Source organism: Butyrivibrio sp. WCD2001 (genome assembly GCF_000424485.1).
In the GTDB taxonomy this organism is placed as follows: domain Bacteria; phylum Bacillota; class Clostridia; order Lachnospirales; family Lachnospiraceae; genus Butyrivibrio.
In genome coordinates this window covers 38,585-53,132 of sequence record NZ_AUJZ01000007.1, presented here as the reverse complement: position 1 = coordinate 53,132, position 14,548 = coordinate 38,585, and the positions used below count along the sequence as shown (strand labels likewise).

The 14,548-nt window shown below is 42.6% G+C and carries 11 protein-coding genes; 10 read left to right on the top strand and 1 reads right to left on the bottom strand.

Features of this window, described 5'->3' with window-relative positions; translation table 11 throughout:
- Positions 1-8 precede the first annotated feature (8 nt).
- On the top strand, positions 9-1,265 hold the full coding sequence (locus G630_RS0108035) for a hypothetical protein (protein WP_026498278.1): 1,257 nt from the start codon (positions 9-11) through the stop codon (positions 1,263-1,265).
- Positions 1,258-2,793, top strand: a complete 1,536-nt coding sequence (locus G630_RS0108030) for a glycosyltransferase family 39 protein (RefSeq protein WP_026498277.1) — start codon at positions 1,258-1,260, stop codon at positions 2,791-2,793. The genes G630_RS0108035 and G630_RS0108030 overlap by 8 nt, the downstream gene beginning before the upstream one ends.
- On the opposite strand, the gene G630_RS0108025 is transcribed toward G630_RS0108030, so the two are convergent.
- Positions 2,765-4,594: an ArnT family glycosyltransferase gene (locus tag G630_RS0108025; protein WP_026498276.1), complete on the bottom strand. Its 1,830-nt coding sequence runs from the start codon at positions 4,592-4,594 to the stop codon at positions 2,765-2,767. The two genes, G630_RS0108030 and G630_RS0108025, sit on opposite strands and share 29 nt — an antisense overlap.
- A gap of 147 nt (positions 4,595-4,741) precedes the next feature.
- On the opposite strand from G630_RS0108025, the gene G630_RS0108020 reads away from it, so the two are divergent.
- The 8 genes from G630_RS0108020 to G630_RS0107985 are packed head-to-tail and all read left to right on the top strand — an operon-like array spanning position 4,742 to position 14,541.
- The gene (locus G630_RS0108020) at positions 4,742-5,737 is read left to right on the top strand and encodes a radical SAM/SPASM domain-containing protein (RefSeq protein WP_026498275.1); all 996 of its coding nucleotides are present in this window, start codon (positions 4,742-4,744) and stop codon (positions 5,735-5,737) included.
- Positions 5,703-7,514, top strand: a complete 1,812-nt coding sequence (locus tag G630_RS0108015) for a DUF6044 family protein (protein WP_022760257.1) — start codon at positions 5,703-5,705, stop codon at positions 7,512-7,514. The genes G630_RS0108020 and G630_RS0108015 overlap by 35 nt, the downstream gene beginning before the upstream one ends.
- Positions 7,515-7,529: 15 nt before the next feature.
- On the top strand, positions 7,530-8,474 hold the full coding sequence (locus G630_RS0108010; RefSeq protein ID WP_022760256.1) for a glycosyltransferase family 2 protein: 945 nt from the start codon (positions 7,530-7,532) through the stop codon (positions 8,472-8,474).
- Between the two features lie 40 nt (positions 8,475-8,514).
- Positions 8,515-9,717 (top strand): SGNH/GDSL hydrolase family protein, encoded by a 1,203-nt coding sequence (locus G630_RS0108005; protein ID WP_026498274.1) that lies wholly within the window; start codon positions 8,515-8,517, stop codon positions 9,715-9,717.
- Between the two features lie 53 nt (positions 9,718-9,770).
- Positions 9,771-11,174 (top strand): MBOAT family O-acyltransferase, encoded by a 1,404-nt coding sequence (locus G630_RS0108000; protein WP_026498273.1) that lies wholly within the window; start codon positions 9,771-9,773, stop codon positions 11,172-11,174.
- Positions 11,175-11,185: 11 nt separating this feature from the next.
- Positions 11,186-12,691: a hypothetical protein gene (locus G630_RS0107995; RefSeq protein ID WP_026498272.1), complete on the top strand. Its 1,506-nt coding sequence runs from the start codon at positions 11,186-11,188 to the stop codon at positions 12,689-12,691.
- A 42-nt stretch (positions 12,692-12,733) separates the two neighbouring features.
- Entirely contained in the window at positions 12,734-13,360 is a 627-nt protein-coding gene (gene udk, locus G630_RS0107990) for a uridine kinase (protein WP_022760252.1), read from the top strand.
- A gap of 2 nt (positions 13,361-13,362) precedes the next feature.
- On the top strand, positions 13,363-14,541 hold the full coding sequence (locus tag G630_RS0107985) for a DUF6077 domain-containing protein (protein ID WP_026498271.1): 1,179 nt from the start codon (positions 13,363-13,365) through the stop codon (positions 14,539-14,541).
- Positions 14,542-14,548 lie beyond the last annotated feature (7 nt).

Sequence of the window (14,548 nt, the reverse complement as noted above, 5' to 3'; positions counted from 1 at the left end):
AGGTTTTCTTGAGTACAAACGCAAGAGATAATGGCAATAAAAAGGAAATAAAGGCCGGGGTGACGGGATTTGACAGGTGGCTTATTGCTTTTGTTAACGATAATCTCGATAAGCTTGCACTCTGCGTTTTATTGCTTCTGGCAGTTTTGATAAGAGTAAAAATGATACCGGAAACAACACTCTCTCCGGATTACGAGAGTTACTACCTTCCCTGGGTTCAGGCATACAGAGAGTATGGCTTTTTTGGCGGACTGTCCAAGGATATAGGTGATTACTATGTGCCTTATAACGTCATGTATGCTATCTGCTCGCTTTTTCCCTGTGAGCCCTATATTCCACTGGCTGTTTTCTCAATGATCGCAGAGTTTGTAAGTGCCTTTTTTGTACGGAAAATTCTTATCCTTATCCTGGCGGAGAGGGGAATTACAGAAGATAAAGTTCCCTTACAGGCTTCCTTTGGCGCGGTGCTTACGCTGTTTTTGCCCTTTGTTGTCTGGAACGGGGCTCTGTGGAAGCAGTGCGATGCCATCTACGTAGTATTCCTTGTTATATCGCTGTATTATCTTTTGAAGGATAATTACAGGACAGCTTTTATTTTTCTTGCGCTTTCCTTTGGATTTAAACTTCAGGCAATCTTCTTTGTGCCGCTTTTTATGGTGCTCTATTTTTCAAAGAAAAAATACAGTATTCTGGAGTTCTTCTGGATACCTGTTATGTATTTGATATTGGGACTTCCCTGCGTTCTCTGCAGGAGAGGGCTTAAAGCAACTTATCTTGCCTACCTTTCTCAGACTCAGGAGGTTTCGACTGAAGGATACGGTATGGTGTCCTATTATCCCAATTTCTATAACTTCGGACTTGATAATTTCGATGAGATATTAACGCTCCCCGCTGTTATTATGGCTGTAGTGGTTCTTGGAGTTATGGCTGTTTACGTACTAAAACATGCGGAATTTCTTGGAAAGAAGCAAAATGTTCTATATTTCGGTGTTTTCATGGCATGGACCTGCTGTATGTTCCTGCCGGGAATGCACGAAAGATACGATTATGCCGTTGTACTTCTGATGACTGCGATTTGTCTTACATTGGAGAGACAAAAGCTGTGGGCTGCCGCACTGATGAATCTCAATTCCACGCTTGTATATATTATGGTTTTGTTCAAGCAGGAAACATTACCGATTACAGTAATATCTGCAGTTCAGATCGTTGTTTATGCCATAGTGGCATTTGACCTTATAAAGAGAATTGGAGGTCATCGTGCATAAGGCTTTAAGAAAACTTGCAATGGTATTTTTTGTGCCGTTTACTGCGCTTTGTCTGCTAATTCTTGCAGCGAGCTCCGTTACCACTATATATTACGACACTGATCAGGGAGCGGACCTTCCGAGATTTGGCGCACAGAATTATCTGATTCTGATAGTAGGCGCTGCTTTGTTTCTTTTGGCAGCTTATTTCCTTACCAAAACGCATAAAAAAGTTCTTTTTTCGATCGTTCTTATCGCAGAAGCACTTTTGTGCCTTGTGATCATTTTTACTTCGGATGCGGTGGCGGTAACGGACGGCCTTACTCTGGATAAAATAATAAACGCATTCAATGCCGGGGATTACAGCAGCCTTGAAAAGGGCGGCTACATGTTTGTGTATCCGTTTCAGATTGGTTACGTGGCGATCGGGCAGATATTAGCTGACGTCTTCGGACCAAGTAATTATCTTGTGTTTCAGATAATCAATCTGGCGGCGATACTAGTGAGCGTTATTTTTTTACACAAAATAACCCGTGAACTTTTCGAAGATGATGGAATCTGCGAGGTGCTTGATCTTTTATCGCTTCTGATGTTTTTCCTGTATTCTTATGTCACTTATGTATACAACGACATCTGGTCAGTAGCACCCGGAATTCTGGCATTGTACTTTGAGATATGTTATCTGAAAAAGCATGAGATAAAGGATGAACTGTTTGCGGCATTGTTTCTGGGGTTTGGGTGCCTTTTAAAAACAAATCTTTATATAGCGCTTATTGCGATGGCTATTCTCCTTGTGGCAGATCTGCTTCAGGGTGCTCTGACTAAGGCTGATAAGTTCAGGGGAAGATGCGTCATGAGCGCTGCTTTTATCATTCTTCTTGTGGTCATGGCTCTTTGTCCGCTGAAGCTTATAGGAAATGTATATGCGAAAAAGGCCGGACTTTCTGAATATCCTGATGGCGTTCCCAGTTCAACCTATTTTGCCATGGCGATGCAGGAGGGAGAAGGAGAGTGGGGATGGTATAACGGATTTAACTGGAATACCTACGCTGAAGCTGACTATGACCCCGAACTCACCGGAGAAAAGGCTAAGGCAGCAATAGATGAAAGACTCTCCGAATTCAGGGAAAGACCTCTACATGCAGTTAAATTCTATGTAAGAAAGCTCCTTACCCAGTGGGCGGATCCCACACATATTTCTCTTAGAAATTATGAGCTGTCCATGAGACATTCAGAGTCGAAGTCAGCGTTTGCCCATTCTCTTGTTTATGGCACCTGGTCTAAGATTTTTCAGGCAGTAATGGATGTAGCTCATTTTCTGGTATATTTCGGTGTGTGCATCTATTGCTTTGCGACCATACGAAAAAAGAGCCTTGATTTACCTCAGGCTCTTCTGATACTGTTTGTTTTCGGTGGGATGCTGTTCCATGAGATATGGGAGGGGTCATCCAGATATATTATCAGGTATTATCTAACGCTTCTTCCTTTCGGAGCGTATGGGATAAAAAATACGATATCCTTTATTTCAGGTTTGACGAAGCGGAGATAACACAGAAGTTACCAAAAGCCTTAATGCCCATGCTTTCCGCATCATATCCGGGGATTTCTTCAAGAGTCGGCAGCTGAGTTTTATGAAGAATAAAAACACTGCCCTCCGCAAGATATAATGCAAGGTTGTCATTCATATCATCAGGGAGACCGAATCTGAAATGGGTGAAGGAATCGGCAATTCTGAATTCAGCAAGAGGATCTTTATAGTGCACCGTCTGAAGGAAATCTTCCGGCGGTGTTTTTGTGTAATAAAGGGCAATCATGAAAGGCGCCGAAACATGCTCATAGGTTGAGAAAATCGTGCCCTCCTTTGAAATAATATCCTCTGCATATGCGCAGGCTTCTCCGTAGCCGGGCATAAAAGCTTCCGCACTAAGGTTGTTATAATCTGTGAAATAAACCTGTGCAAACAAAAATGCACCGATGAAGAAAAGAGCCGGAGGCAGGGCTTTTGCGGCTACTGCCAGAGCCTTGATATGTTTTTTGTAGGAGCTTTTCTGTACAGTGACAAATTCATCCACAACAAATACAAAACCGCGAGCCAGGAAAAAAACAAGCGGGATAAAGATTAGCACCATCCGGGTTATATCTTCTTCCACGAAAAGACCGAAGATAAATGAGGGATAAAAAAGGCTGTTCATTATCAGGTCCATAAAAGAACCGCCCTTGGCACGAATAAAGCTGATAACTATTCCGAGAATTGTCATTGGAAAAGTAAAAGCCAGAAGCGGAGGAAATCCGGGTATATAGCTTAGTATTTGCTCGGAAGAATTACCGAGAGTCATATTTTTTATCATGGTGATGAAATTAACGAAAATAGCAGGAAACAAACCGGCTCCGGAAGCAAATATCGACCTTTTCGCAGTAAACTTTGTGATTGAAAAAATCGGAGTAATGATTTCCGGAAGATTAAGGAAATTAACTGCGTAAAATACAAGGAGAGGCAGGGATACCAGGAGGAAAATACCAACACCTAGTTTTACCTGAGACATCGTCATTCTTCCTGATTTTACACAGATAATGCACATGATGATAAGGTGAAGGGGGATGACAAAGGTTGCAGCCCCGTAGCTGTACAGACAAAGAGAATAAACGACTGCGGAAAGTGCATAAAATATGGTTCCGCGTTCTTTTTTTGCCCCTCCGAGTGTAAATAGCAGGAGCGCAGAAACGACAAAGAAAGGCGTGGTATTACAGTCAAGGCTCCATCTTGAGAGCATTACATGCCATGGAACGAGTGCCATTATGGCAACACTTACGAGAGGAAGCCACAAATATTCCCCTGTTACACGCTGGAACGGTATGGCGCTTTTTTCACTTAAAAGGGTTTCCCTGCTGAGAATTCTGATAAGAAAAAAGAGAACCACAAGCGTTGCTATTCCCAGGATAGCCGGAAGAATTCGAAGAGAAAGAGCACTGCTGCCCAAAAGCTTAGTGGTAATAACATTTAAGTAGATCATAAGGGGGCTGCCGCCGCCTGAGCCATAGGTTATGGGATAAATGGGAAACGGGTTGCCGTCGCGGTCAAGTCCGAAGGCAGAGAGAATGTAGGCCTCATATCCGATGGAAGCCTCGTCCTGATGGAGTCCTGCTGGAATGCCTGCAAGCCGGTAAAGTCTTAAAGCGGCACCTATCAAAATGATAGCTGTGGGCAAAAGGACAGTGTATACTTTATTGAAAATAACATCTGATACATAAACCTGATAGGCAGAGTTCTTATTGTTTTTGGTGTGAAGAAAAAGAGCAAAAACAATCATCCCCAGATAGATAATAAGTGATACCGTATTAGCTGTCCCCATAAACTTCTCCCAAGAAAGAATTAGAAAAAATCCCCCAATGCCTTAATTATAGGGAACATGAGCACCCTAAGTCAAACGCTATGTTGAAAAAATTACTACCTATGATATAATAAGCGCTGTTGTAGTTATTATTTTGGAGGAAGTAAAATGCCAATCAAGGTTAACAGTTTTATGGGTAAATTCGGATGGTTCGCAAGGAAGCATTTTCCCATGCTTGCCAGCGAAGCTTATCTTAAACTTCAGTTTGCTACGAGACACAAACAGCAGCAGGCTTATATAGATTATTTCATGAATGCAAAAGAAGTACCGATGCCGAACGTGGTTAACATCGAGACCATCAACAGATGTAATTCCACCTGCGCTTTCTGTACTGCCAATGTTCATGCTGAGAAGAGACCTCTTTGCAAAATCGATGACGATCTCTACAAGAGCATAATCGATCAGCTCGCAGACTGGGGTTATAAGGGACATCTTACACTCTATGGTAACAACGAGCCCTGGCTTGATACCAAGATTGTTGAGCGTCATAAATATGCAAGAGAGAAACTTCCGGACAGCTTCATCTTTATGAGTACGAACGGACTTATCCTTAATATTGATAAGGTTAAGCAGATTAAGCCTTATATCAATCAGCTCATAATCAATAACTACAGTATGGAGTTCAAGCTTCATAAGAATATTCAAGAGGTTTATGAGTACGTTAAGGCTAATCCCGATGAGTTTAAGGACCTCGAGATAGAGATTCAGATGAGATATCTTGAAGAAGTACTTACCAACAGAGCAGGTTCTGCTCCCAATAAGCAGGCAACCGAGAAGGTAATCAAGGAGACCTGTCTTCTTCCCTTCACGGATATGTGGATAATGCCCAACGGAAAGCTTGGACTTTGCTGTTGTGATAACTATGAAGTGACCAATTACGCAGATCTTTCGACTACAAGTCTTAAAGATGGCTGGGCTTCGGAAGAATTCATGGCAGTAAGAAGAAAAATTGCCGAGGGACGTCAGAATGAGCCTTTCTGTAAGCACTGCGATTTCATAGATGCAGGCTTCAGAATGACAATTGTTCAGGCTATTCTTGAGGGAAGAGATCCCAATATGCTCGGCGGACATGAGAGAATGGGCCTTTTCAAAAAGGAAGACTAAGTCAGCGATTGGAGGAATTGTGGGTTCAATAACCGTTAAAATCGCAACAAGGTGGTATATCTGCCTTATCAGCATTTTTATGATAGCTGTTTTTGCTATGTTTATGATAGTAGGAGAGAACAGCTACATAGCTATACCCGACAATCTGGACCTGTTCGTGGCCCAGTATAAAATGATGAAAAACACAGGGACATTCTTTGCTCAAGGCGCGAATGTCCCATTTCTTAATGGAATAAGCAGAGACAACCTTCCAGGTGAGTTCTACTTATACAGTGTTCTTTTTATGCTCTTTCCCACATATATCGCATATGTTCTCGGATATTTACTGAAAATAGTGATAGCGATTGTATCCTGTCTGCTTCTTGCAGGGGATATGATGGAAAATGAAAACCCCGGTGACATCGCCTGGATATGTGCTTTTGCTTATGGGATTTTGAATCTTTTCCCGGCCTTTGGTATAGCCTTTGCCTCAATACCTCTGGTTATTTATCTTTTGAGAAAAATATACAGGCTGGGGTTTAGCCGTGCCTGCGTAAAATATTTCATTCTTTTATTCCTGTATCCGGTAGTATCATATTTTTCATATTTCGGAATGTTTATTCTGGGATATCTGGTACTGGCAATTATATGGAGACTGATAGCAGACAGAAAGCTTTCACTGCCGCTTTGCCTTGCGCTTGTTATCCTTGCTCTTGGGTTCGTAGCCTTTGAATACCGGCTTTTCGGTGAGATGCTCTTTTCCGATGAAGTGACCATAAGAAGCACCATGAAGGATGCTTCGATGGGATTTTCACAGATAATGGGCGAGTGTGCGGCTGTATTTACAAGCGGTATGATGCACGCGGATGACGCTCACCGTTTTCTGGTTCTTCCGATATGCACGGTCTACTTCATTTTCCTGAATGTGAGATATATTCTTCGCAGGGATTTCAAGGGTATGGTGCATGATATCTACAATCTCTTCGCGGTTCTTCTTGTGTTTAACAGCCTGATATACGGCCTGTATTACAGCGAGGGAATGAGAAATTTTGTAGCTTTTTTACTCCCGCCGCTGACAGGGTGGCAGTTTAACAGAACCATTTTCTTTAGCCCGTTTATATGGTATGCATCTTTGTTTGTTGTATGCATAAGGATGGCACGAAAAGAGAATGTGGTTTTCAGGATTGCGGCAAGAGTGATACCGATCGCAGCTGTATTTGTAATACTGCTTTGTTCAGAGCATTACAATGATGTATATGACACCGCCTACGGCACAGCATACAGGATAAAGACGGGGCAGGAGGTAGACAGGCTAAGCTACAGAGAGTTTTATTCCAGCCGGCTTTTTGATAAAATAAAAGGCGATATCGGTTATGATGAAAGTCAGTGGGCGGTTGCCTACGGAATGCATCCGGCCGTGCTTGAGTATAACGGGATATCTACACTGGATGGCTATCTTGGCTTTTATTCCCAGGAATATAAAGAGAAGTTCCGAAAAGTAATAGCCCCGGCGCTTGATAGAAAAGAGAATACCAGAATCTATTTCGATGATTGGGGTGCACGCTGTTATCTTTATTCCGGAACGGATGATTCTATCGTAATGGCTACAAGGAGCTATACCGGCGTCACTGACACGGATATTTATATAGACACGAAGGCTCTTTCGGAGCTTAATTGTAAATACATTTTCTCCAGAATAGAGATAGGCAATGCCTCGGAGAAGGGGCTTTACCTCGAGGGAACCTATGAGGATCCTTCATCTCCGTATATAATTTATGTCTACGGATTAGAAAACTAAAAAGGTGAAGAAAGAATGGATAAGATCGCAGTACTGATTCCCTGTTATAACGAGGAACAGACGATAGAAAAAGTAATAAAAGACTCAAAGGCAGCGCTTCCGGATGCTGTGATATATGTATACGACAATAATTCCACTGACCGCACATCGGAGATAGCCAAGGCAAACGGTGCGGTTGTTCGCCATGAGTATGTTCAGGGCAAGGGCAATGTAATCAGAAGAATGTTTCGCGAGATTGATGCTGAGTGCTATGTCATGGTTGACGGAGATGACACATATCCTATGGATGCCGCTCCGGGTATGTGCAGCCTTGTACTTGAAAAGAATGCCGATATGGTAGTCGGAGACAGACTTTCATCGACATATTTTACAGAGAATAAGAGACCTTTTCACAATTTTGGCAACAGCCTGGTAAGAGGAAGCATTAATCGCCTCTTCGATTGCGATATCAGAGATGTTATGACAGGATTCAGGGCTTTTAGCTATGAGTTTGCAAAGACCTTTCCTGTTTTATCTACCGGTTTTGAGATTGAGACCGAGATGACAATACATGCGGTCAATAACCACATGCAGATTGAAAATTATATCATCGAATTCCGCGACAGACCTGCGGGATCAGAGTCAAAACTCAATACATATTCCGATGGCATGAGAGTTCTCATGACAATTGCACGACTTTACAGGGACTATAAGCCCATGGGATTTTTTTCGATCGTTTCACTGATTCTGGCAGTTGTATCGCTTGTATTTTTCATTCCGATATTTGCTGAATACCTTGAAACCGGTCTTGTTGCCAAGTTTCCTACACTTATAGTCTGCGGATTTGTCATGCTCGCAGCGGTATTATCATTGTTTGCGGGGATGATATTACACAACTTAACCATAAATCACAGAAGAGAATTTGAGATGAGACTTATAAGTCTCCACTCAGAGAAGAAGCGCCTTATGCGTAATTCCTGAACCCGGTTTGGGAGAGGTGCTTTGTATTAGGAGGAATATTATGAAAAGAAAAATAGCGATGTTAATGACTACCATTATACTTGGTACGTCACTTTTTGGTTGTGATGATCCTTCCAAAACTAATAGTGAGGGAGGCGAACAGGCTTCCATGGCCGGTACGGAAGAATCTATAGTTGCAAGTGACGCTGCGGACAGTGCATCATCTGTAGAAGAAAGTTCAGGCGATGCGGGGGAGGCAAATCCTGCAGATACAGCTTCCGCAGAACCCGATGCAGCATCAAATGCGTCAACAGAAGCGGTTTCTTATGCTCCGGAAGAAATAGTTGAGCCTGAGATTCCTGTAGAGGAGCCGGTACAGCCGGTAAACCAGACTGCTGCAGAGGAGCCCGAGCAGCAGGCAGAAACCCCGACAGAAACTCCGGTCGAGGAAGATAAAAACTATGATATTGTTTTCATGGGAGACAGTCAGTTTGATAACGCGAGAGGCACAGCGTCAGAGATTCCCGCATACACCTGCTGCCTTCTCGATAAGGATGTTAAGTTCTATAACCTTGCGATAGGCGGAACTTCAGCATCACTTGGAAGAGAGGATTATCTTGATGTTTCAAGCTTTAACGATTCCTGCTTCGTGGGTATCTGCTATGCGCTTGCAGGAGTTTGCCCTTCCGATTATCTTAGTGCATATGCTATGTACGAAGATTTTCAGAAGGTTAAACCGGAAAATGTTGACCTTTATGTTATTGAATACGGAGCAAATGATTATATAAACGGTAAGGACCTGTTTAATCCCGGCAACAACAATGATATTCACACCTATAACGGTGCGCTTACTGAGGGTGTTGAGACCTTGCAGAAGATAAGTCCCAAAGCGAAGTTTATTATCTGCAGCCCCTCATACTGCGTATGGTACAACAGTTCCGGACAGCTTATCGGAGACAGCAATGTTGTCAGCAAGGGAATAGGACCTCTTAAAGAGTATGCGAATACAGCAAGTAATTTTGCAAACTCTGCAGGTTTCCCTTACCTTGATTCAATGTATGCGTCCAAGTTTGATCTTAAGATGGAGACCTATGAGGATTATCTGTCAGACGGACTTCACTATACCGAGAAGGGCAGACAGATATATTCAGCCGTTTTGGCTCATCTTATTGAGCAGGTGCGAGGAAAGGAAGTGGAGGATCTTCCTTACTTTACGATCACCAATTTTGATTTCTGGTATTACAAGGACAGTATCGGCCGTTAATACTACAGTCTCTTAAGAGACAAAAAATAAAATGATAGTAATGAGGTCAAATAATGCAGCTGATTTCAATACAGTTTTTAATATTTCTGCCCGTGATGGCATTTATCTATTTTCTGATACCCGAGAAAGTGCGTTATATCTGGCTCTTTCTTATAAGCTGGGCTTTCTATTTATCCCTTGACCTCAGGGGATTTCCGGTGCTTCTTTTCACATCGGTATCCACCTATGTGGGAGGAAGACTGTTAGAAAAGCTTGAGGGCGGAAAGAAAAAAGCTGTATTAGCTGTTGTAATATGTGCGAATCTTCTGGTTCTTGCTCTGTCAAAATATACGGGATTAACCTTCCTGTCGGCAGCAGGTATGTCGTTTTTCATGTTTATGGCAATCGGATACCTGGTTGATGTCTACAGGGGGGATCTGTATGCAGAGAAGAACTTTCTTTTGTTGTCGCTGTTCATCTCATTTTTTCCGCAGGTTACTTCGGGACCTATCGAGAGAGCGGGACATATGCTCAGACAATTCAGAACTCCCCAGAATTTCAGCTATGACAGGATGAGAGACGGACTTTTGCAGATGATGTGGGGCTATTTTATGAAAATGGTTATAGCCGACAGATGTGCAATACTTGTCTCTTCCATCTATGCGGACCCCGTTAAGTATGCGGGAACTGCTACGCTCATAGCATCCATACTCTATACCTTCGAGATTTACTGCGATTTTGGCGGATACAGCAATATCGCCATAGGCTGTGCCAAGGTGCTTGGATTTGATCTTATGAAAAACTTCGATGCGCCCTATACATCAGCAACTGTTCAGGAATTCTGGAGAAGATGGCATATCTCACTTTCTTCCTGGTTTAAGGACTATCTGTATATTCCTCTTGGAGGAAACAGAAAGGGAACTGTCAGAAAGTATATAAACATACTGATTGTTTTCGTGCTTAGCGGTTTGTGGCACGGTGCTACCTATACCTTTGCTATTTGGGGGCTTTTGCACGGAATCTATCAGGTTCTGGGTCACGTACTTAAACCGCTTAGGGATCGCCTGTGTGATACCTTTAATGTGGTAAGAAACAGTTTTTCTCACAGACTTTTAAAAACGCTTATCACATTTATGCTTGTGAACATCGCCTGGATCTTTTTCAGGGTTCAGGATTTTGCTTCCGCACTTTATATGGTGCTTCATATCTGGAAGCCGGCACCATGGTTTATCAGCAAGGGGACAATATACGAGCTTGGTCTGGACAGACCAAATGTTTTGCTTCTCCTGATGTCCATAGGCCTTCTTATAGGTGTGGACATCGCAAATAAGCATGGAATAAAGGTGGCTGAGAAGATAACTACGCAGGGAATATGGCTTAGATGGCTTATATACATAGCAGCAGTTACTCTGATAGTTACCTGTGGAATCTGGGGCCCGGGCTATGATGCCGCCGGATTCATTTATCAAAACTTTTAAGGGATTATGTCATGAAGAGAAAAGTAAGTCTTGTAATAAAAACAGCGGTTTTTCTTGTTTTGCTTGCAGCTGTTCTGCTTGCTGTGATGGTTGTTACAGAGAGAAAAACCAGCTACATGAAGAACAAGAGCTTCTTTGAAGAGGCAAAAAAAGATCATCTGGATGTTCTTTTCATAGGGTCATCTCATGTTATAAACGGCATAAATCCCATTGATCTGTATGAGGATTACGGGATTACATCTTATAACCTCGGCGGTCACGGAAGCCTTCTGAAGGAAAGCTACTGGCAGCTCATAAGAGCGCTCGATTACTGCAAGCCAAAGTATGTGGTGGTTGACTGCTTTATGATGGACAGAAATTATGAGTATGTAGATGAGATGTATGAGGAGACGCCGGAGGAATTCAGGCAGGCGGCTATAAGTCAGCTTCATTTGAATATGGATGCTTATCCTCTCAGCAAGCTGAAGATCGCGGCTGTGAAGGACCTTGTACATGATCCAAAGATTCAGTATCAGTATCTTTTCGATTTTATCGTATATCACAACAGATGGAGCGAACTGGAACAGAAGGATTTCCAGAAACTTTCCGGTGACGGGGAGTACAATATGCTCATGGGTGCTGAGATGAAGCACGAGCTTGAGTGGAATACCAATGATATGACTGAGTATAACCCTGAGGAGAGACTTCCCGAGCACACTGTCTGTGAAGAATATCTTATGAAGATAATAGATGAATGCCAGAGGGACGGTATAGGAATTGTTCTTACCTATCTGCCGTTTTCAGCAGAGGTTCAGGATATTCAGTCTGCCAATTCAGCTGCGGATATTGCTGCAACCTATGGTGTTCCTTACATCAATATGCTGAATATGGACGGAATCATCGATCCGATGACAGATCTTGCAGATCCGGGACATTTATCTTCCACCGGAGCAAAGAAGGTCACGGACTACATCGGAGGGTGGCTTTCTGAAAACGCTGACCTTATCGACCACAGAGGAGACGAAGCTTATTCGAACTGGGATAAGCTGGGTAAATCCTATAACAAGGAGGTCAGGTCCTTATCGATCAGGCAGAGGCTTCTGACAACACAGCTCAATATGCTTACTCTTGGAAAAACAAGCGCTATAGTATATGTAAACGAGGATTCACCCGCACTTCAGGATCCGTGGTTTGTTCATCTGATTTCAAATCTGACTGGAACTGAAAAGGTATATGAGGCTTCGCGGAATCATCAGCAATATTTCATGCTCATAGACAGGGCTTCCGGTAATGTGTATGAAGCTGCTGATTATGAGCAGCTTGAGAATATGTCGACAGCTATGGGGGAGATGACCTACATTCCTGTTGAAAAAAGATTCAGGCTGTTGTATCTTACATCGGATGAGGATACCAATTTTCTCTATGATGATGAGCATTTAAAGGATGATGTTCAGATTATGACCTATGATAATGAGAACGGCGAAATCCTTTCACATATCTACTGCGAGTCTTCTCACAGCTATGAGATTGATGAATAAGGAGTCCGTTATTTAAGTTATAAAAGATAGTGAGGTTTTAAAATGAAAAAAATATGTATCGTAGGAATCGCGGGAGGATCAGCTTCCGGAAAGACCACCATCGTAAACAGAATAAGAGAGAAATTCGGTGATGACATTGTGGTTATAAGCCATGATTCATACTATAAGGCACATAATGATCTTACTTATGATGAGAGATCAAGACTTAACTATGACCACCCGTCATCCTTTGATACCGAGCTTCTTATCAGGGATGTTCAAAAGCTCAAAAGCGGCGAAGCAGTGGATATCCCGGTTTATGATTATGCAATCCATAACCGCTCAGATCAGACAATACATATTGTACCTAAGCCGGTAATTCTTCTTGAGGGCATTCTTATCCTCGAGAACAAGGAACTGCGGGATCTTATGGATGTTAAGGTGTTTGTCGACACTGATGCTGACGAGAGACTTATGCGCCGAATCAGAAGGGACACTATTGAGCGTGCAAGAAGCGTATCATCGGTACTCACACAGTACGCAGAGACCGTTAAGCCTATGCATGAACAGTTTATTGAGCCCAGTAAGAAATATGCTGATCTTATTATCCCCAGAGGCGGAGAGAACCTCACGGGAATTAACATTTTTGCAGAACACCTTGAAGCTATGCTGAGGGAGGAGGTTAACTGAGTATGTGGGTGACATCCGCACTGGCTCTATTATTGTGGCTGTTTATAGTGCCGATGGGTATGGGATTTTTAGTTCAGAGAATCCTGCCCTTTACCAAAAAAACAATAGGCATTACCTTTTTGTGCGGATATCTTCTGTCCTTTGCTGTTTTTGAGGTTATCGCAATCTGGTGCATGCTTAAGATACAATATGGGGCATTTCATAAATGCAGTATAGTCTACGCGGGAGTGGAAATTTTTCTTGCTGTTGTGGGATTTGCCGCAAGACTATGGGATGTTCAAAGAGCTTATACAAAGGGAGCCAATATCTTCTTTTTGTTTTTTCCGGGGGATCAGAGAGCGAAGCCGGAGGCAATGATAAGCCCCAGAACTGATGTCAGAGTAATGAAGTTCCAGTATTCCAAAGAGAGTCTGATATATTGGGGGCTTTTTGCACTGTTAGTAGCTTTCCAGCTTGTTATGGCTGTTGTAAAGGCACCCTTTGATGGTGATGATGCTTATTACGTTGTGGAATCAGTCCTCGCCCAGCAGGCTGATGTCATGAACACAATTCATCCCTATTTAGGAATCTCTACTCCACTTGGTAGCAGGCATGCTTTGGCTGTATTTACGATGTGGATAGCTTTTATTGCAAAAATGAGTGGTATTCACGCAACTATTGTTTCACACGTGGTAATGCCATTCGTTTTAATTCCAATGACTTATCTCATCTATTTGGAAATTGGACGTATTCTTATGGGAAGAAGGCAGGATATTTTGCCTGTTTATATGATTTTTATTTCGCTTATGGCGATGTTTGGCAACACTTCCATATACACTCCTGAGACATTTCTTATGATGAGAACCTGGCAGGGAAAATCCATGGTGGCAAATTTTGTTTTACCGTTTGTCATCTGGCTGTTTTTGTGGATGTTTGATGACTGCAGAAAACCGGGATTTTTATGGAATGAGGAGACCGGAGGAGGATTAAGAGTGGTCCGTAACAGCGCATGGATACTTCTTTTTCTTCTCAATATGGTTGCGGGAATTATGAGTTCCATGGGTATTGTTTTCGGGACAGGTCTGGCAGGACTCTTTTCGCTGCTTCTTCTTATATATACGAGAGATTTTAGGATAATTCCCAAGGCTATACTGTCAGTAGTACCTACAGGGATTTATCTGCTGATATATGCGTCATTATAGTGAGGTG